At 59.8% G+C, this 22323-nt stretch carries 41 protein-coding genes and 1 pseudogene; 17 read left to right on the top strand and 25 right to left on the bottom strand.

Annotated features, from left to right (window positions below):
- Positions 1-162: 162 nt before the first annotated feature.
- From AB4136_RS21010 to AB4136_RS20895, 24 genes are all read right to left on the bottom strand, one after another.
- Positions 163-408, bottom strand: a complete 246-nt coding sequence (locus tag AB4136_RS21010; protein ID WP_137901052.1) for a hypothetical protein — start codon at positions 406-408, stop codon at positions 163-165.
- Positions 401-613 carry a hypothetical protein gene (locus AB4136_RS21005; RefSeq protein ID WP_137901051.1) on the bottom strand — a complete coding sequence of 71 codons (213 nt, stop codon included), beginning with the start codon at positions 611-613 and terminating at the stop codon, positions 401-403. The genes AB4136_RS21010 and AB4136_RS21005 overlap by 8 nt, the downstream gene beginning before the upstream one ends.
- Positions 610-1158 (bottom strand): hypothetical protein, encoded by a 549-nt coding sequence (locus AB4136_RS21000; protein WP_137901050.1) that lies wholly within the window; start codon positions 1156-1158, stop codon positions 610-612. The genes AB4136_RS21005 and AB4136_RS21000 overlap by 4 nt, the downstream gene beginning before the upstream one ends.
- Positions 1155-1352, bottom strand: a complete 198-nt coding sequence (locus AB4136_RS20995) for a hypothetical protein (protein WP_137901049.1) — start codon at positions 1350-1352, stop codon at positions 1155-1157. Before AB4136_RS20995 ends, AB4136_RS21000 begins: the two co-directional genes overlap by 4 nt.
- The gene (locus tag AB4136_RS20990; protein ID WP_171020969.1) at positions 1349-1513 is read right to left on the bottom strand and encodes a hypothetical protein; all 165 of its coding nucleotides are present in this window, start codon (positions 1511-1513) and stop codon (positions 1349-1351) included. Before AB4136_RS20990 ends, AB4136_RS20995 begins: the two co-directional genes overlap by 4 nt.
- Entirely contained in the window at positions 1506-1958 is a 453-nt protein-coding gene (locus AB4136_RS20985; RefSeq protein WP_137901048.1) for a hypothetical protein, read from the bottom strand. Before AB4136_RS20985 ends, AB4136_RS20990 begins: the two co-directional genes overlap by 8 nt.
- A 1-nt stretch (position 1959) precedes the next feature.
- Complete coding sequence (locus AB4136_RS20980; RefSeq protein WP_137901047.1) at positions 1960-2769, bottom strand: hypothetical protein; 810 nt, start codon at positions 2767-2769, stop codon at positions 1960-1962.
- Positions 2762-3115 (bottom strand): hypothetical protein, encoded by a 354-nt coding sequence (locus tag AB4136_RS20975; RefSeq protein ID WP_137901046.1) that lies wholly within the window; start codon positions 3113-3115, stop codon positions 2762-2764. Before AB4136_RS20975 ends, AB4136_RS20980 begins: the two co-directional genes overlap by 8 nt.
- Before the next feature lie 4 nt (positions 3116-3119).
- Complete coding sequence (locus AB4136_RS20970; RefSeq protein WP_137901045.1) at positions 3120-3806, bottom strand: hypothetical protein; 687 nt, start codon at positions 3804-3806, stop codon at positions 3120-3122.
- 1 nt (position 3807) lies between these two features.
- A complete protein-coding gene (locus AB4136_RS20965) occupies positions 3808-4002 on the bottom strand; it encodes a hypothetical protein (protein ID WP_137901044.1) in 195 nt (64 codons plus the stop codon).
- Positions 4002-4412, bottom strand: a complete 411-nt coding sequence (locus tag AB4136_RS20960; RefSeq protein ID WP_137901043.1) for an HNH endonuclease — start codon at positions 4410-4412, stop codon at positions 4002-4004. Before AB4136_RS20960 ends, AB4136_RS20965 begins: the two co-directional genes overlap by 1 nt.
- On the bottom strand, positions 4409-5098 hold the full coding sequence (locus AB4136_RS20955) for a hypothetical protein (protein ID WP_137901042.1): 690 nt from the start codon (positions 5096-5098) through the stop codon (positions 4409-4411). Before AB4136_RS20955 ends, AB4136_RS20960 begins: the two co-directional genes overlap by 4 nt.
- On the bottom strand, positions 5098-6444 hold the full coding sequence (locus AB4136_RS20950; protein ID WP_137901041.1) for a hypothetical protein: 1347 nt from the start codon (positions 6442-6444) through the stop codon (positions 5098-5100). The genes AB4136_RS20955 and AB4136_RS20950 overlap by 1 nt, the downstream gene beginning before the upstream one ends.
- Before the next feature lie 4 nt (positions 6445-6448).
- Entirely contained in the window at positions 6449-7552 is a 1104-nt protein-coding gene (locus tag AB4136_RS20945; RefSeq protein WP_137901040.1) for a PD-(D/E)XK nuclease-like domain-containing protein, read from the bottom strand.
- On the bottom strand, positions 7549-7719 hold the full coding sequence (locus tag AB4136_RS20940; RefSeq protein WP_171020968.1) for a hypothetical protein: 171 nt from the start codon (positions 7717-7719) through the stop codon (positions 7549-7551). Before AB4136_RS20940 ends, AB4136_RS20945 begins: the two co-directional genes overlap by 4 nt.
- Positions 7716-7955, bottom strand: a complete 240-nt coding sequence (locus tag AB4136_RS20935; RefSeq protein WP_441931564.1) for a hypothetical protein — start codon at positions 7953-7955, stop codon at positions 7716-7718. Before AB4136_RS20935 ends, AB4136_RS20940 begins: the two co-directional genes overlap by 4 nt.
- Before the next feature lie 97 nt (positions 7956-8052).
- Positions 8053-8502: a hypothetical protein gene (locus AB4136_RS20930; protein ID WP_137901039.1), complete on the bottom strand. Its 450-nt coding sequence runs from the start codon at positions 8500-8502 to the stop codon at positions 8053-8055.
- 254 nt (positions 8503-8756) lie between these two features.
- Positions 8757-9188, bottom strand: coding sequence for a hypothetical protein (locus tag AB4136_RS20925; protein ID WP_137901038.1), 432 nt, complete (start codon positions 9186-9188; stop codon positions 8757-8759).
- On the bottom strand, positions 9188-9514 hold the full coding sequence (locus tag AB4136_RS20920; protein WP_441931563.1) for a hypothetical protein: 327 nt from the start codon (positions 9512-9514) through the stop codon (positions 9188-9190). Before AB4136_RS20920 ends, AB4136_RS20925 begins: the two co-directional genes overlap by 1 nt.
- A gap of 23 nt (positions 9515-9537) precedes the next feature.
- Positions 9538-9855 (bottom strand): hypothetical protein, encoded by a 318-nt coding sequence (locus AB4136_RS20915; RefSeq protein WP_137901036.1) that lies wholly within the window; start codon positions 9853-9855, stop codon positions 9538-9540.
- A complete protein-coding gene (locus AB4136_RS20910) occupies positions 9852-10301 on the bottom strand; it encodes a hypothetical protein (RefSeq protein ID WP_137901035.1) in 450 nt (149 codons plus the stop codon). Before AB4136_RS20910 ends, AB4136_RS20915 begins: the two co-directional genes overlap by 4 nt.
- A 3-nt stretch (positions 10302-10304) precedes the next feature.
- Positions 10305-10532, bottom strand: a complete 228-nt coding sequence (locus AB4136_RS20905; RefSeq protein WP_137901034.1) for a hypothetical protein — start codon at positions 10530-10532, stop codon at positions 10305-10307.
- Between the two features lie 640 nt (positions 10533-11172).
- Positions 11173-11574 (bottom strand): hypothetical protein, encoded by a 402-nt coding sequence (locus tag AB4136_RS20900; RefSeq protein ID WP_137901033.1) that lies wholly within the window; start codon positions 11572-11574, stop codon positions 11173-11175.
- Between the two features lie 807 nt (positions 11575-12381).
- Positions 12382-12804 carry a helix-turn-helix domain-containing protein gene (locus tag AB4136_RS20895; RefSeq protein ID WP_137901032.1) on the bottom strand — a complete coding sequence of 141 codons (423 nt, stop codon included), beginning with the start codon at positions 12802-12804 and terminating at the stop codon, positions 12382-12384.
- Positions 12805-12898: 94 nt separating this feature from the next.
- Between AB4136_RS20895 and AB4136_RS20890 the strand changes: the two genes are divergently transcribed.
- From AB4136_RS20890 to AB4136_RS20810, 17 genes and pseudogenes are all read left to right on the top strand, one after another.
- Positions 12899-13114: a helix-turn-helix domain-containing protein gene (locus AB4136_RS20890; protein WP_137901031.1), complete on the top strand. Its 216-nt coding sequence runs from the start codon at positions 12899-12901 to the stop codon at positions 13112-13114.
- On the top strand, positions 13111-13428 hold the full coding sequence (locus tag AB4136_RS20885) for a helix-turn-helix domain-containing protein (RefSeq protein WP_137901030.1): 318 nt from the start codon (positions 13111-13113) through the stop codon (positions 13426-13428). The genes AB4136_RS20890 and AB4136_RS20885 overlap by 4 nt, the downstream gene beginning before the upstream one ends.
- Entirely contained in the window at positions 13425-14939 is a 1515-nt protein-coding gene (locus tag AB4136_RS20880; protein ID WP_441931562.1) for a hypothetical protein, read from the top strand. Before AB4136_RS20885 ends, AB4136_RS20880 begins: the two co-directional genes overlap by 4 nt.
- Positions 14936-15331: a hypothetical protein gene (locus tag AB4136_RS20875; protein ID WP_137901029.1), complete on the top strand. Its 396-nt coding sequence runs from the start codon at positions 14936-14938 to the stop codon at positions 15329-15331. Before AB4136_RS20880 ends, AB4136_RS20875 begins: the two co-directional genes overlap by 4 nt.
- A complete protein-coding gene (locus AB4136_RS20870; protein WP_137901028.1) occupies positions 15332-15697 on the top strand; it encodes a hypothetical protein in 366 nt (121 codons plus the stop codon).
- The gene (locus AB4136_RS20865) at positions 15694-15999 is read left to right on the top strand and encodes a hypothetical protein (protein WP_137901027.1); all 306 of its coding nucleotides are present in this window, start codon (positions 15694-15696) and stop codon (positions 15997-15999) included. The genes AB4136_RS20870 and AB4136_RS20865 overlap by 4 nt, the downstream gene beginning before the upstream one ends.
- Complete coding sequence (locus AB4136_RS20860) at positions 15996-16163, top strand: hypothetical protein (protein ID WP_171020967.1); 168 nt, start codon at positions 15996-15998, stop codon at positions 16161-16163. The genes AB4136_RS20865 and AB4136_RS20860 overlap by 4 nt, the downstream gene beginning before the upstream one ends.
- Before the next feature lie 222 nt (positions 16164-16385).
- Entirely contained in the window at positions 16386-16751 is a 366-nt protein-coding gene (locus tag AB4136_RS20855; protein ID WP_441931561.1) for a hypothetical protein, read from the top strand.
- Between the two features lie 50 nt (positions 16752-16801).
- On the top strand, positions 16802-17359 hold the full coding sequence (locus AB4136_RS20850; RefSeq protein ID WP_137901025.1) for a hypothetical protein: 558 nt from the start codon (positions 16802-16804) through the stop codon (positions 17357-17359).
- Positions 17360-17364: 5 nt separating this feature from the next.
- On the top strand, positions 17365-17622 hold the full coding sequence (locus tag AB4136_RS20845; protein WP_137901024.1) for a hypothetical protein: 258 nt from the start codon (positions 17365-17367) through the stop codon (positions 17620-17622).
- Positions 17615-17860, top strand: coding sequence for a hypothetical protein (locus AB4136_RS20840; protein ID WP_137901023.1), 246 nt, complete (start codon positions 17615-17617; stop codon positions 17858-17860). Before AB4136_RS20845 ends, AB4136_RS20840 begins: the two co-directional genes overlap by 8 nt.
- Positions 17861-17865: 5 nt before the next feature.
- A complete protein-coding gene (locus tag AB4136_RS20835) occupies positions 17866-18258 on the top strand; it encodes a hypothetical protein (RefSeq protein WP_137901022.1) in 393 nt (130 codons plus the stop codon).
- A gap of 9 nt (positions 18259-18267) precedes the next feature.
- The gene (locus tag AB4136_RS20830; RefSeq protein ID WP_441931566.1) at positions 18268-19404 is read left to right on the top strand and encodes a DNA-methyltransferase; all 1137 of its coding nucleotides are present in this window, start codon (positions 18268-18270) and stop codon (positions 19402-19404) included.
- A complete protein-coding gene (locus tag AB4136_RS20825) occupies positions 19338-20768 on the top strand; it encodes a DUF4942 domain-containing protein (protein WP_441931560.1) in 1431 nt (476 codons plus the stop codon). Before AB4136_RS20830 ends, AB4136_RS20825 begins: the two co-directional genes overlap by 67 nt.
- Positions 20765-21037, top strand: coding sequence for a hypothetical protein (locus tag AB4136_RS20820; RefSeq protein ID WP_137901021.1), 273 nt, complete (start codon positions 20765-20767; stop codon positions 21035-21037). Before AB4136_RS20825 ends, AB4136_RS20820 begins: the two co-directional genes overlap by 4 nt.
- The gene (locus tag AB4136_RS20815) at positions 21037-21711 is read left to right on the top strand and encodes a hypothetical protein (RefSeq protein ID WP_137901020.1); all 675 of its coding nucleotides are present in this window, start codon (positions 21037-21039) and stop codon (positions 21709-21711) included. The genes AB4136_RS20820 and AB4136_RS20815 overlap by 1 nt, the downstream gene beginning before the upstream one ends.
- Positions 21708-22196: pseudogene (locus tag AB4136_RS20810) on the top strand (DNA cytosine methyltransferase); the annotation flags it as partial. The gene AB4136_RS20815 and the pseudogene AB4136_RS20810, both read left to right, overlap by 4 nt.
- Here AB4136_RS20810 and AB4136_RS20805 read toward each other — a convergent pair.
- Positions 22149-22310, bottom strand: a complete 162-nt coding sequence (locus AB4136_RS20805) for a hypothetical protein (protein ID WP_441931568.1) — start codon at positions 22308-22310, stop codon at positions 22149-22151. The pseudogene AB4136_RS20810 and the gene AB4136_RS20805 overlap by 48 nt on opposite strands.
- Positions 22311-22323: the final 13 nt, after the last annotated feature.

Below are 22323 nucleotides of genomic sequence, written 5' to 3'. Positions count from 1 at the left end.
GCTTCTTCGACCGCCGCGTTGCTCCAGTAGCATTCGACTGAACGCCCTTGTCCCGCCACACCTCCAGGGGCAAGTTTCAACAGCCCGCGAGCCTTCCATTTTCGAATCAGGCTCGGGTCTACTCCCAACAGTTTCGCCAACTCGCTGGTCCTGAGTTCGCGTTCAACCACGACCCGCCTCCTTTGTCTGGAGGGCTTTGAGCGTGGCGCGTTCGTCGGGGCTGTCGATGGTCATGGTGTAGCCGTGGCAAACCGGCCACCCGGAACGCATACACTCGGCGCCATCTACCTTCTGCGATCTGCCGCAAATAGTGCACCAGACGATGCCGCGCCTAATCTGCGGCACGCTTTCGGCAATGGTTTCATGGATCGAGCCTGCACGATTGATGAGTTTTGAAAGGTCAGTCATCCCCGCCTCCTGTAAGGGCGCGGAACAGGGCGTATTTGCTCGGAGCGAGCATCACACCGTCGAAGTCGGCGTCCTCGATCGGTGAGCCGAACTTGCCTACCCACACGATTTTGCCGTTGCGCATCAACGCCATGCAGTCGTCTGGCATGATTTCGCTGCATGAAAGACGGATGTCGCCAAAAGTCGGAAGCGTGGTCGCGCTCATTTCGGCTCTCCCTGCTGAAGGGCGGTGCGGGCACCATCCCAGGCTGTTTGAGCCTGTTTCATGCTGGTGCGTAGCTCTGGCGTTCCGAAAGACGTCAGTGCCACGTTGTAGAGAAGGTTGGCCATTCCCGCCCCGGCCCGAACCAAACGCGCTACCTCGGCTTCGGCGGCATCCGCGTGCCGTCTTGCGTTGCCGTGGGCCACTGCCGCGTCAAAAGCGTTGGCTTGTGCCGCATCCCGCTCCCGCTCTGCTTTCTCGGCTCGCTCCTTCATTTCGTAGAAGCGGATGGTCAGGGCGTCGTTCTCGCGCTGGTTTGACCAGTCGCCATGGCTACGAGTTTTCTCAATGGCCAGTTCGCGCTCCATCTCATCCCGTCCCTGTACGGCTTCGGATAGCTGGCGCTGGAGGTCGGCTATCTGTTTTTGTGCCGGTGAGACCGGGAAACACTCGTGATGAAATCCGGCCCGGCCATTGTATAGGAATGACGAACCCAAGGGCTGACCGCACTTTCCGCACTTAGGCTCAATTGCTGTTGTGATGCTCATGGCTGCGCCTCCTTGGCGAGGACTTGGCGAGGGTCAAATTTGCTGCCGATCAGGCTGAGCGCATCGCCGCGAACTTCTTCCACGGAGTACTTTCCGTTGAGCAATTCGGCCAAATAGCACTTGGCAAAAGTCCCCCAGATAGCCGCGATATCTTCCTCGGTGATCTGGTGCTCGCTTGGCTCGGTCGCGCTCATGCCTGCACCTCTTTCGCTAAAGCGGCGCGCATGGCAGTCACAATCTCTGCCGCTGTGGTCCCGACATCAGACGGCGAGAACTTCCATCCTTTGGACTTTAGGTGAGCCTCAGCAATACGCAGCGCTTCAGCCTGGGTGCGGTCTTCGGCCTGCCTAGCCATGGCGCGCATTCTCCTTGGCGGCTGGCTCGGGATGCGTGCAGGAGCCGTCACAGTCGCCGTGGTGGCGACAGTCGCAATGCTCCAGCCACTCGCCCCACGTTAAGAGGTGAGAGCTTCGAAGCGCATTTGCGACTGCCGATAGGACGATGTTGCGATGATGAACACTGACTGCGAATGTCGGGTTCTTCCGACCACGAATTTCAATGTCCGCATGGATGCAGCGCAGCAGATCGTCGGATGGGAATCCAACCTCTGGGTCCAGAACGTCAGCTATGCGCTCGCGGTCCACGACCATCCAAGCCGTCACACCGCCGTCCGCGCAAATCTCATCAGGATCGATGTCGCGACGGGCGCATTCCTCGCGGGCTTCAATTTCACGCTCTTGCTCGGGCGTGATATCGTAATAGCCGCTGTCGATGAGATGATCGCCGTAGGTGATGCCCATGTTACTGGCCCTCCTTGGCGGGACGCCGTGGACACGGATCGCATCGCGTTTTGTCGGTCGGATAATCCTTCGGTGGGCAATCTGAGCAGAGTGACCCTTCCGGATTTTGCGCCGTCTCCTTGGCGGCAGGGCCGGCGGGGAGAGCCTGAACGCGCATGTAGCAGGAATGGCAGTAGTGGGAGCCGATGCCTCCTCGTTCGAAGTGCACGGTTGCGGGGCTGCAACAGCCCTCGGTGGCGCATTCCTGCCAGCCCTGCACTGGATGGGAGAGGGCGATACGGGCCGCGTTAGTAGCGTCGAGCCAGCGCTGATTGGTTCGCGGGCCAGCTTGCCCGGTTCGAGCGAGGGCAACCGTGTTTGGCAAGTCCTGCCAGCCGAGAGCTTCAACTACTGCCGCGTCCACCGCCTTCTCTGAGGCGGGGACGGCCGAAGATCGTTTGAGGCATGCGGCGTGAGAGAGTGCGATCCGGGCCGCCGTTGTGGCGACTTTCCACTCATGTCCCGTGATAGGGCCAGCAGTACCTGCCTTGGCATTGCTGATGGTCGTCTTTAGGTGTTCCCATTCCAGGGCCTGAATTGCAGCCGCTTCAATGATCGCTTGTTCATCGCCCACCGGCTCGGCCTCCTGCGGCTCAAGAGCGGCGATGACGGCATCGACATAGCGGTCCGCCAATCCATCGGCTTCGTCGCGCCCGAACCACGGCGTGTAATGGGCTCGCAGGACGGCTCGCAACGATGGCTCGCGGGTAGAGGCGCCGAAATCCGGGCCTTCATCTATCAGCGCCTTCACGCGCGGTGCTGTGTTATGCATGGGGAAGGTCCTCCGCTTTGGCGATAATGATGTCCACCGCGCGCAAGGCTGGGTCAGAGGCTTCCATGACATCAACGGGATCGCATGAGCCGCCAAACGCAAGGATGCGATCCCGCCCGATTTCGAGCAGGTTCACGTAGGCGAGGCGAAGCCGTTTCAATTCCTCGAAAAGCTCTGGCACGACGGTGATCAAGCGAGCGTTCGCTTCGTCGGTATCGTTGCCTGTCTCGATATGGACGTTTGCAAGCACACGCATGCGACTGGCGTTGGTTACGATATGCCAATTCGGTTCGGTACTCGGCAGATCGGCGTAGCATTGCCACGGTCCGGGTGTGTGCTTCGCCATCTGCTCACCCCTCCATATCTGCGAGGAACCGGGAAGCGGCGACCAAGGCGGCCTCAGCCTTTTTGATTGTCTCGATCTCGCTGGCGAACAGGCTTGTTTCGTTATCCAAGCGGAGGTCTTCAAGCGCCCGGATCAAATCCGTCACGTCTCCTATCTCCCTCGCCCTTTCGAGCAGGGCGGATTGGGCGGTGAGGGCTTCGAGCAAGATGGTGATGTTGTCAGGGGAACAGCGGGCGATGAAGCGCATATTCGCGTCATCTTCCTTGAAGGACCGATCGTTGTGTCTATCAGGCTCGCAAACGCCATCATGAGGATGGACGATCTCGCTCGGGCCAGCAACGTACAGACGCTGTACGGTCCTAGACGTTTCCATTCGCTCGGTATGCCAAGGCCCAGGCGTCACGTCTTCCATGGCCTTGCGCCATTCGTCCACCAGCCCCTTTACGTCTGCCGGGAGGGTGGGAGCGGCACGGCGCTCGGCCTCCAGTTTCAGCAGCGCGTTGCCCTGCGGCGAGTTGGCCGGCCAGCATGCGACCTGTTGGCCGAATGTGGAGAGACGGATGTAGTTCTCGTCTTCCTCGATGCTGAAAATCGCAAACGCGTTGGCCAGCGCGACGTTCGCTGTCTCATCACGATCCGTTCTCGCTATGGGGCTAATCGTGTCAGGGGATTGGCAGGTTTCGGGTGTCATATCAGCGGCCCTTTTCCAGATCTCGGATAAGTCCGGTGAGTTCGCCCCACTTTGGAGCGACGAACTGAGCTTGATCGATGAGGCGGTCCGCGACCTCATTCATGAATTTACGAAGTTCATCGGCACTGAACCGATCAGTCGCAGCAGCGCTGCGGAGGCGGTTTGCTTCCGTCATGATTTTGTAGATGGCGTCCATTATCGTGCGAGCCTCATCAATGGCGGCAAGGGCAAGGGCGGCAATGCAGCCTTGTCGATGCGCGGGGATTTCGGGGATGCTGGAAAGCCGGCAGACTTGATCGACTGCTTCGGTCGGATAGAGCCGATGTGTTTGCCGCGAATCTTGGCGACCTTGGCCTTTTCCTTCACGTCTCGAGCTGATTTGCCGACATGGCAATGGCCATGAGCCGGGGCGAGGTTCGTCTCGCGATGCTCTCCGCCGTTGATCAACGCGATGACGTGATCCGCGTGCCAGGTCTCGCCCGACTTGATCGCCATCTTGCACAAGTGGCAGACGCCGTTGTCGCGGTCGTAGACGCGCTGGCGGACACGCGGCGGGATGTTCACGCCGTGGTGCTTGCCGATCCATTCGGGGACGGGCCTGCTCATGGCGCCACCTGATCGATGTTGCGGTGCTCGACCGTTACCGTGACGGCTGTCACCCAGGGATTGGCGTCCCAACCGTAGCCGCGAGCGGCATTGATGCCGTTCCATAGATTGCGGAACCGCTGAACTGCGGTGGCACATTCGGCGCAATCGACCTCGGTGACGCCATAGCCGGCGCCAAACGCGGCGTGAACGCCGTTGCCTTCACACAGGGAACAGTAGATTTCATCCCCGATGTTGCCTTCCATCTCGGTGGGAACGCCTTCAGCGAGTGCGTCTTCCTCGCTAATGTCTTGCAGTCGCTGGACCCTGACGTCGACGACCGGCAGGGTGAGGCGCGATGCCCAGCGCGGCATGTGGATAGACGGGACGCTGTTGCGCTCCTTGTGCCACTGGGTTGTTGGCCAGACGTCTTTGCCGTCGGCTGCATATGAGAGCCATCGAACGCCTTGGTCATTGCTTGCAACCGACAAGGATTCGCGCACCCACAATCGGTCACCAGCAGAATAGCGGATTTCAGAATCTCGCCATGACTGGTTGCCGGGGTCGAGCACGTATTCATTGGCCCAAGTGCCATTGAAGAGACTGGCAAACCTTTCGTTGCTCAAGACGCGCCGCGTTTGCGTCTTTCGACCGGCGAGTAGAGCACGAACCATCGGGCCGCTGAAAAGGATAGGGCGGTCGGTCATCAGTCCAACTCCCGCTCTTCAACCCCGATGATGCCGGCGAGATACGCGCGCGCCTGCAGCTTGGTCCGCATGGGCTTCTCGCCGCAGCAGAATTCGAGTGAGGCTCGGATGTTCTCGGCCTTGCGCTTGATGTCGTCGGACGCGCCCGCCAGATCGGCGTCGAATATCTTGAACGCCTGGTTGAAGTCCTCGACTGACGGGCCGACGCAATCTTGCATGGTCTGGTAGACGCGGATCAGGAGCTGCTGGCCGCTGGATTGTTCGGAAGCCGGAGACGCGGACTGACCATCAGCCGCTTCAATGTCTCCGGCCTCCGAGGCCGCTTCATCGGGGTTCTGATCTTCCGATGTTGCGGGAAGGTCGGCAGCGACGGCGGATGAGGAGACGCCGCCGCTGCCATCGTCGGACGGAGAGGGGGGATTGTCCGACGATTGGGAATTGTCTTCGGCTTGGAGGCTGGCAGGCTCGCCAGTAGTGTTCGTCGTCTCGGCACTCTGTTCCGTGCCTGCGCCTGCCGTCGCGCCCTGTGAGGCTGGCTCGTCCGAAAGCGGGTTGTCGACCTTCTGATGATCGGACACAGCCCTGACCGTGCCGACGAACATTTCTTCGACTGTCGCCTCGCCATTTTTCAACGCGGAATACATGCCGCGCAGCGTTGCGATATGGTCGACGCTGATGTCCTCGACGCCTTCAACGCCAAGAGCGACGAAAACCTGATCGGGCTTCACGCCGAACGCTGCCAGCGCTTTGAATGCCTTTTCCCGGTTCTCGGTAAGGGTAGTGATGTCGCCGGTGATGGTTGCCTGCACCAAATCATAGGCGCGGCGCCATAGAGGCTTAGGCACCCCAGCCAGGATCGCATTGCGCATGGCAATCGAACAGGCAGCGTTGCCCGTCACGATGATCATGTCGTCGTTGTAGACGGCTCCATTTTTGCCGCTGATCCGACGGCGAACGCGCGCTGTCGACTTCGAGTTGGTCTCGAGGTCGATGAACACTCCTTCCGCCTCGACGTACTTGTCCACTTTGTCGACATGCACGACACGAGCCGCCGCTTGGCAGTTGCCGTAGGACTGTTTCAGGATTTCGGCGAACCGAATGGAAGGACCGCGAATGGGCTTGCCGCCACGAGGCAGGGCATAGATGCACTCTTCGGCACTTTCTTCGTCCAGGGTCGCCATGCTCATGATGCGCGTCTGGACGTGCTTCAGCGAACGCGGGAAGGCGCGGGCAGTCGACACAAGCTGGTCGATCTCGGCCTTCTGGAGCTGAACAGCCATGCTCGACGACGGGACAAGCGCCATAGTCTCCAGCACTTCGCCGTCTTGGGTGATAATCTCTTCCATCGGATCAGCCCTTCAATTGCTTCTGCTGCCACCAGACGGGCAGATCGGTTTCGTCGAGTTCGTCGAGGGGAGTTGATGGCACCCAAGCTGCAGACGTGCCGAACTCCTCCATGAAGCGCTGGTAGTTCCAGACGGCCTTGGCGATGCTGTGCTTTGCGCTGTCGAGAAGCGGGTTACCGGGGGAAATCTTGAAGCCGTGGGAAATCGGCGCGCCTTCGGCCTGCCAGAACACAAACACGAACGCGAACTCGGTGATGCCGGAGACTTGGATCAGCCACGAGCGAAACTGTTCGGTATCGGGCGCGCCATAGACCAGACCGGCCTTCACAAATCCTGCCATCCGTCGACGCGCGTCCATGTAATGCGCTGCCGAAATCACGTAATCGAGGCTGGCGATACGCTCGCGACAAGCCTGCACAAAGGACTTGTTCAATGGGTTGCGGATCGACTTAAGGTCCGCGATCGCCCGCATCTTGAGATAGTCGAACCGTGCCTTGTATCGAATGCCGTCAGCGGTCCAGAAGACTGACACTTCGGCCTGCCCACCGGTGAAGGCGTCACGCAGATATGAATTGGCACGAATGAACGCCGATGCCGCCAATATGCGGTTGAACTCGTCACGCTTGAGAGGAAGCTTTTTGGACTTTTCAAAAGCGGAGACCACATCCTCGTAGATCGGTGGGCAACCTGAAACGCCCTTGACGCGAAGGATCAGCTCATCCTTGGTGCCCGATTTCGACATGCCGGTATCGGCTAAGAACGCGCGAAGATCATCCATCGTTCGCAGATGTTCGGGATAGTCATCGGGCTCAGGAGATGGAGCGTAAGCCGCCTCGAATGCGTCTCGCCCTTCGAGGACGCACTTATGAACAGCGCGACCGAAAACCTTGGCTGGCGTTTCTTTCTCGGGCTCCCTCGCCGGGTTCATCCAACTCGACCACCAGTAGTCCGGTGCGTTGTCGATCAGATCCTTCAACCCGGTCGAACCGAGCGCCGAGTCAGCATGGTAAAAGGCTTCCGCAAGGCCGAAATGAATGCCGTCAGCAATGAGAGGCGCGACTTCTGCGACGGCGAGATGCGCCGAAACGCCGATTGCCTGCATGTTCATGCTGCCCTCCTATTCGTGAGTTCGATGAAGCGATTGCCGGCCACGCGACGCTTGGCCACGTCGGCTTCGAATTTCAGGATTTCCTCGCACTGGCGAAGCTCGGCGGCGAGGTCATCGCCCAGCGCTTCAACGGCGCGCTGTAGGGCCGTGTTCTCAGGGCAGCTCATGTGCCACCGCCAGTCGCGGGGGCGACCTCCGCAAGGCGCTTCATGTCAGCAAGCGCTTCGTCATTCTTGACGTAGAACTTGCCTGGATTGATCGGGTGTCCGCTTTCCCGGTAGATCAGTTGGGCCGCTAGCGCGGTGTTGTGAAATCGCTCCAGCGCATATCCGGCCTCGCCTGCGAGATGCACGACCCAACCAGCGCGGCAATGCGTCGTGCCGCAGGTGTGCCAGTCGTTCATATTGAGTGCGCCGGGCTGAGATGCCGCCTCGAATACTTTCTGATGGATATCCGCGATGACAGGGATTGTCGGCTGGCCAAGGGTTGCGGTCGCTTTGTCAGGATCGCCCTTGAGGCCCTTCTTGTCCCAGACATAGGCAACATCCGAGCAGTCCGAGCAGCCCGAGCAGCCCGAGCAGCGCGAGCAGTCCGAGCAGCCCGAGCAGCCCGAGCAGTCCGAGCAGTCCGAGCAGCCCGAGCAGCGCGAGCAGCGCGAGCAGTCCGAGCAGTACGAGCAGCCCGAGCAGTCCGAGCAGCCCGAGCAGCCCGAGCAGCCCGAGCAGTACGAGCAGCCCGAGCAGCCCGAGCAGCCCGAGCAGCCCGAGCAGTCCGAGCAGCCCGAGCAGCGCGAGCAGTCCGAGCAGCCCGAGCAGCCCGAGCAGTCCGAGCAGTCCGAGCAGCCCGAGCAGCGCGAGCAGTCCGAGCAGCCCGAGCAGCCCGAGCAGTCCGAGCAGTCCGAGCAGCCCGAGCAGCGCGAGCAGTCCGAGCAGTCCGAGCAGTTGGTGCAATTGTCACAGTTCTTGAGGCTGTCGAGCGCCTTCTGCGCTTCTTCCTCGCTGCCCCAGTATTCAACGGAACAGCGGTTGCCTCGTGCATCGGTAAGCCAAGTGGTCATGGTGGTGTCCTCGTTGTCAGACGGTCAGGGAAGTCGCAGGTCGAGTTGCCCCGCCAGCAGGATCGCGGCGCAAAGCAGCGCGCAGGTCCAACGTGGATGAAGGGCTAGGTGGTTCGTGATGTGGTCGAGGGAGGACATCAGGCGCTCCTAGTCCGTGTAGGCGATGTATTGGAAATGCCCGCCCCCGAAGGTGTCGAACCGGCCACCGAAGGTGCCTTTGACACGCGCATCGACCTCGGCGCGCGAGGTTCCCTCTGGGTAGACCCCGATGCACTTCTGTGAAGAGTTGGAGTGGCTTTGAACGATCCAGTCGATCTTGGTCGGATCGAGGACACGCTTACGGGTCTCGCCCCAGAAGCCTCCGTTTATGGCGAGGTGATAGGTGTGCACCTCCTCGACCACTAGAGGATCGTCTTTTTCCTGCCAGTCGCAGGCCGCGCAGAAATTGCGAGGCGACGTGCAGGCCGAGCATGGCGGGTTGATGTGGCAGCTGCAGTTTTCTGCCGGGTGCGTGGCGATGGTGCCGGTACAACCGCTTCGGTTGCAGATCTCGCCCTCAGTATAGCCAAGCGCTTCCATCACGCCGCCTCCTCGACAGGAGCAGGCTCGACGGCCGGTTCGGGCGCGGGGTCGACGCGCATTGTATGGCCGACCCAGACCGTTGAGAACGAGCCGTCGTCCAGATTGACCCAGAGGTGATCATTGGAAATCGACAGGACGCGACCGGTCCACGAATCCGCGCCATCGTGCGTTGACCAAGTGACTTGATCGTCGACCTCGAAAGCTGGCCGGACCATGGTGAGGTCGACCTTTTTCACGAAAATCTCGTGATACGGCGAGACGGTAATTTTGATCGTGCCGCCGTCGAGAACGTAGTTGGAGGCGACGACGCCTTCGATCGACACGCGATCACCTTTGCGGAACTTGGTCATAAAAGTACCCTCGCTCTTGGCCGGCGGCGTTCGCCGAAATTGCGGATGAAGTCGCTGATGCGCTGGGTGTCCCAACCCTTGGCCAAAGCCTGGAATGTGAGATCGGTGACGAATTTCCAGTCCCGGCAGCCGTGCTGCATCAGTTCGAAATGGCCGGGTTGGCCGCGCGGAATGTCGAGGCGACGAACGCCGGTTTCTGGCTGTTCGCTGCGGCCGATCATCGAAACCGGGCACCACAGAGCGTGCGTCAAGCAGATGTTGCCGCGTGTCTCCTGTCCGCACGGGACCGACTTGGGCGCGTCGTCATCCATCACGCCGCCCTCCGGTTCCCAATCGCCATCGCCGCATCGAGATCAGCCTCGGCATCCGCGAGGGCGCGCTCCGCATTGGCGAGGTCGTACGCATTGATGACGATGCGATGGCGTTCGACCTCGACCATCACGACGGCCTTGTCGCGATTGCGGCGGGCGGTACGAGCCGGCTCCGGCAGGGCCATGACCTCGGCCACATAGGCGGCGTCGGCGGCTTCATTGGCGCGGTGCTGGAGTACGGCGGCTTCGATTTCAGCAAGGGCTTCGGCTTCCGTGGCCGAGAAGCCCTGATAGTCGAAGGCGCTCCATTCGATCTCGCCGAAGCAAAGACGCATCCAGCCGACACGCTCGCCGGTATCTTCGTCGATCACCCGCTTCACAGCTGCACGCTGGAAGGTGGCTGAGTTGATCGCGGTGGACGGATCAGGCTTGGTTTGGGAGAGGCGCATGGCTCAGGCCTCCGCCTTGGCGAGGGCAACGCGAGCGATTTCGTAGATGTCTCCGATGACGGTCTGAACAGGCTCCGAGGAGAGCTCGATCCGATTGACTGCGACGTGGAAAACGTCCGGCATCAGGATTTGCTCAAGGGCCGCCTTCAAATCGGCAATAACCACGTCGCGCTGGTCGACGTACTTCGCGACAACGGTCTTCACGGTCGCGGTTTGCAATGCGGTGTTCATCGTCGTCCTCATCGTTTCCGGCAGATCGGCGCCCCGTTGGGTGCTTCTTCGCGCTGGGTTGATGAGGCGACTATGCATCGAATGCATATCAAAGCGCAAGAGGAAAATGCATATGATGCATAAATTTCTTGCGAAGCATTTTTGGAGCGCATAAAAGAAAAGCCTCGGCGGGATGATCCGACCGAGGCGCGACGCCCAAAAAGGCAAGGAATAAGTCACCGCTTATGTATCAGGTCGATACTAAACGAGCAATCGAAAAAGCGGCGTCGCGACGCAGAAAATCGCAATATCTTGGGTCTGCTCGGAGGTTCCCGCCAAGAGTTTGTGATTGGAGCGGCAAAGCGACGGTCTTTTCGGGCGATTGCCCCGCCGCGCCGATCATCCGGTGCATCAATCCCCATGCGGTGACCGGTTCCCAGGCTGAACCGGATAGTCACGGCGGGTCTTTCCTCGAAAGAGGTTCAACCGCTCGAAAGCTGATGCGAGCTGAGAGGTAACTGGAGCAAACAAACCCGGCAGACTGCTTCGGCAACCATACCGTGCAAATTGCCACTTTCGAAAGAAGGGTCTACGCCAGGCTGAGCCGCTCGATCTTCGGCGGTTTTTGGCTCAGTAGAGGGGCAGGGACCGGCCATCTTCCTCATGTAGAGGTAAACGGCACTCCAGCTATACCGTGATTGAAAGCGTCCTGCCCGGTTCGCGGCCCGCCTTGTGGTGGGGGCAGTAAGCGAAGGGGAAAGCTATGCCTGATCCACAGGACAGGCTTCACGCGCCGCTTTCTCACCTTCGGCTTCGGTGCGGATAGAGCCTTAATCGCGCCCATCGCATGATCGACGAAGGCGGATCGGTCGGTTTCGCTCATGGTCTTCAGGATCGGCCGCAAGGCAGCAGCCAGTTTGTCGGCGTCGTCTGGATCGGCCATTGCCCATAACCAATCATTGATTTGACGGTTCAGGCTCTTTTTACCACGAATCTGCTCGATAACGTCCCAGAGCTGCGGCGAGACGCGCAGTTTGAATTCGTGGGGCTTCGGCTTAGGCATGCCTCGACTTATCGCCGAATCCTTAAGCCCTTGAAATGGTCCCATATTCGGCGGAAAATGTGCCTTGTGTGCCGGAATCTGGGACTATTGGAATTCGTTTTGAAGTAGGTGGGGGCGCTTAGAGGTATCGCCCTAATTGCCGGACGCAACAGAACAGCAGAAGCAAATCCGAGGCATTCTCGTTCGGATGATGCTGGATCTTCATTCGCTGGTCACGTCCCAGGGCAGACCGACGGAGGAAATGGTTGTGTCATTTGCTGTTCGGCTGGGCCAGTACGAGGGGAAGGCATTGGATGCCAGCCAAATTGCAGCAGTGACGACATTGCCCCGGACATCGGTACTCCGGCATCTGTCGGCAATGCAAGTAAGAGGCAAGGTTGCCCAGACGCGTGTCGGTCGGCGCATCGTATATTACTTCAAATCGTCATCAAATGAGACAGATTCCTTCTTCGCAGACGCGGAAAGAGTTCTTCGCACTGCGGTTGGTGAACTGTCCAAAATGGACACTTCGCCCCCTAGACACAAAACCTAACGGTCTGTAGCACTTTCGTTATCTATGAATTTTCGTGATTGCAGGGGGAAAATCCACCATAGAAACAGCGCTGGGTTTGTCAGCGGTTGACATGCTTTAAGGATTTTGTTCCTATTATGTTCTATTTTTGGTTAAGGAGTGAGGGGAATTGGCCGAGAACGCGCTGCGTCAGAGGACGCGGAATGAGGGGATAGTCGCAGACCTGAGAAATGCTGCCGGTGCGGGGGCTCCGCTCGATCCAAGGATGATCATCAAGCGCAAGGCCGCAGAGATATCTACCGCGATGGCACTTTTACACGGCGGCCACTGGCGCGTTCGTGTTGATCATCAGGAAGGTCTTGTGATGGTTGCTCGTCGAGGTCGTCGACAAACACTTTGACAGACGAAACGGCGCGGCCGAGATCTTCAGCATCAACACCAAACGCCAGTAGGGCCGATCGGAGTTGGATTTCTGGCGTTCGATCAGCATCACCAGGCGGCCGCGTTATCAAGTCTGCCGGCGAGCAGCCGAACACCTCTGCGGCAAATTCCAAGTCGTCTTGATTGTACGGGGTATCGCCGTTTTCGAGACGACTGATCTTGGACTGTGACCAGCCCAGAGCTTCCATGGCGTCCATCTGATTTGGGAACACGTTCTCCCGCCATGCACGGAAGAAATGCCGGCCTCTATCGCGCTTTGGTTTGGGTCTGGGTGCCATGTTCTAAGGGTACTGCGCCCCGTTTGAATGCTTAATGTCATGGCATGCATAATCATGCTTGACATGCATATGCATCCAATGCATTTTGTGCAGCATGAAGCTCTCCGAATATCTCTCAGTGAACAACCTGACCGACGAAGCCTTTGGCGTGTTGGTTGGAATGTCCCAATCCCAGATCAGCAGGATCAAGCGTGGGATTTCGAAGCCATCGTGGGAGAGCTTGGCAACTATCGATCATGTCACCAAAGGCTCGGTCACCGCAAATGACTTCGTGCCGGCAGTCGCCCCTGCTTCGGGAGAAGCAGCATGAGCGCCGGCGCCCGTATCAAGGAAGCGCGTAGAGGTCTGAGCATTACGCAAAGCGACCTCGCCTTGGTTCTGAACATCACGCCATCTGCAATATCGCAGTGGGAAGGCGATCTGACACTCCCAGACGTCAACAAGCTCGTGGCGTTGTCCATCATCCTCCGGTGTTCCGTCGACTGGATATTGAAAGGCGACGAACGCGAAAGCGATCCTGCCAACGAAACGCTCGCTCGCATTCGCCGGCTTGAAGCATGGGCATGGAACGGCAGGCCTCCGCGTTTTCTGCCGAGCCTTGACGCGTTTCGGAGGCCCGCATGATCCGCCTCCAGTCTCCCGAGGATCATGGTCTCGCGCTCGACGCCATCCAGATCGACGGCGGAACGCAGTCGCGCGCAACGCTCAACGAGCACGTCGTCAGCGAGTATGCCGAGGCCATCAAGGCCGGCGCGACGTTCCCGCCAATCGTTGTTTTCTACGACGGCAAGAAGCACTGGCTGGCCGACGGGTTCCACCGGTTCCATGCCTATCAGAAGCTCGGCCGGGAGAATGTTGCCGCCGATGTTCGCCAGGGAACGCGCCGCGATGCAATTCTGCATAGCGTCGGCGCCAATGAGATGCATGGTCTGAGGCGGACCCGCGACGACAAGCGCCGGGCGGTCGAAACGCTTCTGAATGACCCGGAATGGTCGGCGTGGTCGGACAACGACATTCGCCAGAAGTGCCACGTCAGCTTGGCATTCGTGCAGAAGCAGCGACAGGAAGTCACTTACCGCGCGGTAAGTGAGAAACCCAGGCCAGCACCGCCTCCTCCAGTGCCAGCCGCTGTTCAGGATCGATTCGAAAAGATCGAAGCGGCAGGCGGAACGCCTCGTTTCTACAAAAACAAGCACGGCAAAGTCGGCGTCATGAACGTCGCCGGTATCAACGCCGGTCGCAAGAATGCACGAGAGGCCCTCGTAAACGATGAGCCATCCCCGGAGGCAGGTCCGCAAGCCGAAGCCTTCCAAAGCCAGGGTACAGGTGCCGGGACGCTTGCGGATCGTGAGGGCCGCCACGAAGGGGAGGCAGCTTCGGTCGACCTCCCCACCATTTCCCCGCGCAACATCTTCGACGAGCTTGTCAGACTCTGGAAAGAAGCCGACGCCGGCGTCCGCCAAGACTTCAAGGCCTACATCACGGGCAGCGAGGCCGTCGCCAAACTCAATCTCAGGCAAGAGAGCAATCCAGCCCCTGGCACGGGAGGCGACGATGTAGACCGCAGCGCAGAGCGCGCCAGCAGCGCCGTGGAAGTCGGCGCAACCAATTCGCCCGATGGGGCACAAGCATCCTTGGCAAATGGGCCATGTGAGGCGGTATCCGAAAGGACCGCAAATCTGGTCGGCCCGGCAACGGGTTCGGCTGAGGCTGGAGTATCGGGGCAACCTGAGGTGATCCCAGCTCTGACCGGGCAGTTCCCCGGCACAAACGTCAGTGGCCCCGAAAGGGCAGGCGTGACAGCCGGAGAGACGGCACTCACTTCCCAATCGACTGCCCCCGCAGTCGAGGCCGTGGCTGGTAACCCCCAAGCCCCCCGTGATCCAGCCACGGCCGAAGTTTCCAATCCGCAAGAGCCAAACTCCTCCCCGGTGATCGCGGATAGCCCGGTGCTGACCTTCTCCCCAGCATCGGGCACCACTTTCGAAAATCCACGCTGCTTGCAGCCATACACCTGTCATCTGTCTCATAGCCGGGATGCCTGCCACGACTGTCTGATGGCTTGGTCGCGGCGTCCGAAAACCGAGCAAATCCGTCTGTGGGCGGAAGCGAATGAAGCTGCGAGGGCGGCATGAAACCCAATCACGTCACCGAAGCCATGCGGGCCGAAATGAAGCGGCTCCGTAATGAGGGCGCCTCCTTCACTGGAATAGGCAAGAAGTTCGGCTTCACGGGCAGCACGGTCCGTTGCGCCATCGATCCGGTCTATGCGGAGCATCGACGCGAACGCGTCAACTTCAACCGCGACCGCGCCCGCGGCTACATCATTGTGCCGCCGGTGAGGGAAAAGCCCGAGGAGCGCATTCAGGAACGCGATCCTATCGCGCTCACCGAGACCTATTCGATCAGGCCCTACGCAATGCGCGTTCCGAACCGGACGGCGCTCGGCACCAATTTCCTGACTGAAAAGGCCGAGTGTCATTGGGTCTCGCTGCCTCGCTTGAGCATCCAGGGGAGGGCGGCATAGATGCGCTGGTTCCTTCGGAGATTGTTTCCACCGCACCTGCCAAAGCCAAAGCAGAAGTATGTCGGCTTCGTTCATGGGATTTCTCACGTCACTGATGAGGACGGTGTCGAGCGCTATCGCCATGATGGCTACTGGATTTTGACCGAGTTAGCCGGACAACGTTCGGCATCAAAGATCGGCACCGCTGGCAATTCCCCATACGCCCTCCATCGCTTTGCAATGGTTGAGGTTTGGCTTGCTGGCGGTCCGGTTCCTCCACTCGGCTATTCCGATGGACCAACCAGCCCAAAACCGAAGCCTCGCAAGCCTCTCCCCACACCGAAGGTCGAAGGGAATGTGGTTCATTTGCCCAGGAAGTCCGCATGACCCTCTCCAAAACCGCAGCCGAACTGATCCGCACCGATCCTGCACTGGCGAATGAAGTTGTCAGGCAGCTGGCGCCAAGCACCGGTGGGATGACGGATCGTCAGGTCGACGCGTTGGAGTTCATCAAGCGGTACGTGCGCGGCCACGACGGAAGGACGCCGACCTTCGACGAGATCAAGGACGGCATCGGTCTCAACTCAAAGGCTGGCGTTCATCGGCTCGTCGTGGCTCTCGCCGAGCGCGGTTTTATCGATCGCGTCCCAGGCAAAGCACGCTCCATCGTTCTGAAGGTGTCGATATGATCTCGACCTTTGCCGATCTCATCTTCGCTCTTCTACCGTTCGCAACGGGCATGGTCGGCTATGCCTTGGGCCGGGCCGCTTCTGGCAATTGCATCCGCGATGCTGAGGTCTCTTCGACCGCTCCCCAGTCCATTGAAGACGCGGCGCGTCGGGTGGGGGGCTGAGAATGGGCAATTTTCATTCGCCGGCCGAAGCCGGCTCCGTTTCCCAAACAACTCAAGCTGGGTCGAACGCTGTTCTTGGCGGTTCCGTGTTCGATCCATTTGACATTCCCTTCCTTCCACTGTGGCCGGCTTTGCCGACCGTCTACCCGAATTTCTCCGGCCCAGGTTTCGCGTACCGGGGAAACTCTTTCGATGCTCACGACAGTATCGAAGGAGTTGTCCATGAACGTGGAAAAATCAGCCAAGGACTTGGAAAGATCAGCTATGCAGGACGGTGAACTTGCGGCAAGTCTTATGGATGAAGTGATCGGTATTCGCGGTATTCGCGAGCCCGTCAAATCCATGTTGGAGCGTGCCTTTAGCGATTTGCGCAAGCGTAACAATGCGTGGACGAGGCGGCGTGTGCGCGCCGTCTTCAACCAGGAAGCAAACAGGATTGACCACCGTGAAATCGAAGAAATGCGCGCGGTCGTCCAGGCAAGGAAAGAACATGCGGCTTTCAAGCAGGAAACCACCCGTCTTGTTGCGATGGCTCTCCGTCGAGACCCGGATCGCACTGGCGAAGTGGCTGCGGGATCGGGGCGCTGATCTAGCCGAGTGGGTCGTGCCCGAGATGATCGAACATGAAGGAGAGTGACATGGCAAAGCATGCAGAAATGGCGGCCGGAGAAGGCCACAACAGCGGTGTGAGCGACGACAGCAAGCGTGTTCTGTTCTTCATGAACAGGTCCGACTACCACGAGGCGCTTGCGGCGAAGAAGGCCGCTGACGCCAAGATGAAACTGGTCGGCAAGACCATCAAGGCCGATCTCGGCGAATTTGGTCTCAGCCAGATCAAGGACTACGACACGGCACAGACGCCGGAAGGTCAAGCCAGGCTCAAGGCTGAGATCGACGCCAAGATGCAGGCGATGAGTTTCGCGGGCATGCCTGTCGGCACTCAGCTTGATCTGCTCGAAGATCGTGCCCCTGTGGTCGAGCGAGCGGCTCGCGACGGCGAAGAAGCCGGCATGCGCGGCGACACGCTGTCCAATCCCTTCAACGAAGCATCGCCGGAGGGGCAGGCCTATGCCGAGGCATGGCATCGCGGGCAGGGTGCCATTTTCTCGATCCGCCAGATGCGGATCAAGGCGGAGGCAGACGAGTTGATCGCCGGTGCCGATCCATTCGCAGATCAGAGCGACGAGACGGAGTAACGGCGATGAAGGTCTATATCAGCAAGTATGCGCTGAGCACTGGGATCACTGAGATCGAGGGCGAAATCAGTTCGTCGTATCCCGAATATGTCTATGCCAGCGCCCCATATCGGCAGCACTTCAAGCTTGGCATTGATGCCCATCACTCGCGAGAAGATGCTGTCTTCGCCGCAAACACGATGCGGTCGAGGAGAATTTTCTCCCTCAAAAAGCAGCTCGCGCGTCTCGAAAAATTGTCGTTTGCGGGAGGCGAGCATGGCTGAACTGGGCAACTGCGTTTTCTGCCTGAAAACCATCAACGAGGGCGACCTCTATCACCAGGGCGCGGAAGAGATCGCTTGTGAGGATTGCGCGCCGACGTACGCCGACATGCTGGCAGAGCCGGAATCGTTCCGCGACCTCAAAACGGATGAACCGCTGACTGCGGCACAGGCGAGCGCAGCAGTCGATGCTCATCTCGCGGACGGCGGGCAACTCACCGACAAGATGGTTTCGGAGTAAACGCCATGAGCATCCTCCTCAACCTCTTCACCCGCAACTACCCCGATGATGACACTGCCCTCGACGCTGAGTTCGAAGCGGCGGCTGAAAGGCATCTCGCCGGGTTCGATCCGAAATGCCAGCCGACGATCTTGGATCGGTCGGCATCGGTTGTGTCCGATTTCCTATCCCATGCCAGGACCGAAAAGGCTCGGCTGGAAGGCGAGATCGCAGACCGGCAGGAACGGCTGCGGCAGACCAATGTTGCGATCGATGCCTTTGCGCCTGTGCTGATCAGGTTGGAGGAAGGCTATGACGCGGCCGACGACGCCAAGAAATCCTACGAGGCGGCGGTCGAAGCGAAACGCAAACGAGGCGATCGGCACTTCCGCAAGCCCGCACTCCAGGCGGCGGAGTAGGGCGTGTCCATCCATCCCGACTATCAGCAATTCTTGGACGGGCGGGTGACGCTCTGGACGGCAGATTGCTTCGCCGCTCTCGAAGCCATTGAGGCCGACAGCGTGGATTGTGTGGTTTGCAGTCCTCCTTACTACGGGCTCCGCGATTACGGCGTGGACGGTCAGATCGGACTCGAGCCGACGCTCGGAGAACACCTCGACGTTATGGTCCGCGTGTTCGAAGCGGTGAAGCGGGTTCTGAAGCCGACCGGCACCTGCTGGATCAACTACGGCGACTGCTACGCTACCACGCCCAACGGTCGCTCTGCGGCCGACACGAAAGCGACCGGCAACGATGATCGCACATTCCGCGACAAGCCATTTTCGACCATCGGCGGTGTGCTGAAGGCCAAAGACCTTTGCATGATGCCGAACCGCCTCGCCATTGCGCTGCAGGAAGCTGGATGGTGGGTTCGATCAGAGATCGTTTGGGGCAAGACCAACCCCATGCCGGACAGTGCGAAAGATCGCCCTGGAACTTCACACGAGAAAATCTTCCTGCTCTCCAAGTCAGCCCGCTATTGGTACGACGCAGAGGCCGTTCGCTTTGGACTACGGCCTAAGACCCTGACGACCTACGGCACGGTCCGCAACGACGTCGAGGATGATGGTAGCGGCAAAGTAAAGAAGGCGAACATGGCCGCCACAATGCCGGTTCGCCAGTCTCGCAAGGTCAAAGTGCCGGCTGGGTGGGACACAGGCGAAGGAGGGCATGGATCAATCCATCGCGAGGGACGCGGAGACCCTGAATATCTTGAAGTGGCGATTGAAGGACGCAATCTCCGCAACTACGAGCCGGCACCGCTCACCGTGTGGCCAATGGCGACGCAGCCGTTCTCTGACGCTCACTTCGCGACATTCCCGCCGGAACTAGCCGAGCGCTGCATCCTCGCCGGGTGCCCGAAAGGCGGCTTGGTACTCGACCCATTCGGCGGCGCTGGCACAACGGCCCTGGTTGCCCTTCGCCACGGTCGGCACGCTACATTGATCGAACTCAACCCAGAATATGCCGAGATGGCCCGCCGTCGGATCGAAACCGAATGGCGTGTGCCGCAGAAGCCAAAGACAGTCGAATACGGGCCGCTCTTCGGCGGGGAGGCCGCATGACCTCGCACACTCTCACCCGGCAAAGCACTGTCCTCGACATCATCGCCGAATACAACCGCAAGGCTGCCAATGTCGACGAGGCTATCAAAGCGTACAACGACGCGTGCACTGCCGTGGAAATGGCGGGCACGATCATGGGCACCTACGTCAACCCGGTGCTGCGCGGTCGCGCCCATGTGCATGCCTCCGAGATGCGCAAGAACCTGTTGTCTTCGGGATGGAAGGCGATCTACGGCCGCCTGAATATCGACCGGATCGCCAGCGCCAAAGACAAGAAGCTTTTTGAACGCACGTTGGCCGACCCGCCGGAACTGACCTTCGACAACGCCAAGGCGACGTTCGGCCCATATCTTGAGAACCCGCGCGCGCACATTCTTCGCGGTCTCGCCGAAACCTTTGCTGACCTCGACCCGGCCTATAAGTCGCACTCCAAGGTCAAGATCGGTGTCAAGGGGCTGCCTAAGCGGGTCATCATCGGTTCTTGGGGCAGCTATTCCGACACTTATGGAAAGAACAAGTTCCGCGACATCGTGAACGCGCTCGCGGCCTATCGCGGGCAGCCGTTGATGGAACGGGAAGAGTTCAACGCCCTTGCCATCATGCACAGCGCCGGAGCCGATGGGATACTTGATGGACGAGAGGCTTCAGAAACCGACCGCTACGGCAAGGTGACGGTCGCCAAAACGCTCGATCGCGGCATGACGGTTCGCACCTTCGCCAACGGCAACGCCCACGTTTTCTTCGCACCCAATACCTTGCTCGACATCAACCGTGCGCTCGCCGAATTCTACGGCGAGGTTTTGCCGGACGCCGAAGAAGACGACGCCAAGCCGCGCACTGGCACAGCCGTCTCGAAAGACCTGCAATTCTATTGGTCGCCGGCCGATGTGATCGAACGGGCTTTGGAATTTGCCGGCCTATCCAATTTACGGGAGTGGCGGAACAATCCTCCCGAGCCTTCTCGCGTCCTGGAACCATCCTGTGGTGATGGCCTGATCATGGACGCGATCCGCGTTCGCGGCCATCGGGCGTTTGGTGTCGAATATCACGCCGTCCGCGCCGCCGAGGCACGTTCCAAGGGACACAACGTCCTAACGGCTAACTTCCTCGAATGCCCGGCCAGCCCGGTCTACGACATGGTCGTGATGAACCCGCCCTTCAGCGGTCGCCATTATCTCAAGCACGTCCGCCATGCACTCGAGTTCCTGAAGCCAGGCGGGCAGCTCGTTTCGATCCTCCCGGCAACCGCCCACTACGACCACGGCGAGCTCGAAGGCGAATGGCGTGACTTGCCCGTAGGCAGTTTCGCTGAGGCTGGCACGAACGTACCTACCGGAATGCTGAAGATCAGGAGGGCAGCATGACGCAAGTCCAATGGGCTGGCCCGCTCTTCTATCCGCCTACCGGCATGATAGCGGTCATGGACAGCGGCTCGCGTATTGAGGTTTGGGCAGACGAGTCCGAGTCGAAAGACTGCTTTACAGGCGTGATGTTGCTCCAAGGCCGGACAGATGATCAGCGCGCCATTTTCGATACATCATGCATGTGGGGCCGCTGTTTCATCGACCATATCGAAGAGCCGACGGAAGCCGACTTGCGGCTCGGCGGCTTGTCGCGAGAGGAGGCCGCCTGATGCACAAGCTCACCCTCGATCCTTCGACGCAATTCGGTTGGGCCTTGATGCTGGACGATAGCCATTTGCCGGCAGACCAGCAGCGCACGCCAGGTCAGCGTCTTTCCTATGGCACATGGGATTTGACCAAGGATACCGACGGCACGCGCTACAAAGACCGCGCCAGCTACGGCCGGCACTTCATCCGATGCCTCAATGATCTGCTTCGCAAACACGATATCGCTGACGACGAAATCGAGATCGCGCTTGAGGGGGAATCTTACGGTTCACAGCGGAGCGAAGCCGGGCGGCTTATGGCTGCGATGTGGCGAATTGCCCTGGAATTGTGGTGCTCAGGCAAAGGCCGTCCCTATCCGATCATTTGCCCGCCCGATACGTGGCGATCGTCATTCATCCACACGACCAAGGCGCCCAAGGAAGTGGGGGCCGGGCTTGAAGATAACGATCGCTATGCTGCCCGGCGCAAGTGGCTGAAAGATCGGGTCTTGGCCGAATGTCATGCGCCTGGCCGCAACCTCAAGCCGAAAAACGATAACGAGGCTGACGCGCTCGGCATGATGTACTGGCTTGTCCACGACGGGCCAGAAGCTTTGGAGCAAAAGCGGGCCGAGAAGAAGGCCAAGGCATCGGCCAAGCGTGCTCAAAAGAAACTCGATCTGCAGGTGGCAGCGTGAATGTGGCTGTTCGTCCCCATCACCTCGACATCCTCTCCATCTGCACAGGCGGAGCCGGACTTGATCTCGGCGTCGAGCTGGCAATTCCAGGCGCTCGCTCAGTCTGCATGGTCGAGAGGGAAGCCTTCGCCGTCGCGCACCTGGTTTCAGCGATGGAACAAGGTCTCCTTCATCCGGCTCCTGTGTGGAGCGATGCCCGATCCTTCGACGGCAGACGCTGGCGTGGATGCGTGGACGGCCTCATTGGCGGCATCCCGTGCCAGCCTCATAGCCTTGCCGGAAAGCGCGAAGGCTCCGACGACGAACGCGACCTCTGGTCAACAGCCCGCCGCATCATCGTCCAATCGGGCGTTTGGTTTGTCCTCATCGAAAATGTCTCGGGAATGCTCTCGGCGAAGCCCGGCCTCGATGCGGGCGCGCTACGGGTCAGGCGTGACCTACAGCGATTGGGTTTCGACGTTGAGGGAGGATTGTTCACGGCGGCAGAGGTCGGCGCGAGCCACGAGCGCGAACGCCTCTTCATCCTCGGCGTGGATAACGCCGCGGGCGAACGAGAACGACGAATCGCCAGAGAGTTGGCAGGTGCGGCGAATGCGCATGGCGCCAGCGGAT

Source organism: Mesorhizobium sp. 2RAF21 (assembly GCF_052115345.1).
GTDB classification, from domain to species: Bacteria; Pseudomonadota; Alphaproteobacteria; order Rhizobiales; family Rhizobiaceae; genus Mesorhizobium; species Mesorhizobium terrae.
The sequence above is the reverse complement of the archived record's forward strand: the minus strand, read 5'-3'. Positions and strand labels throughout refer to the sequence as shown.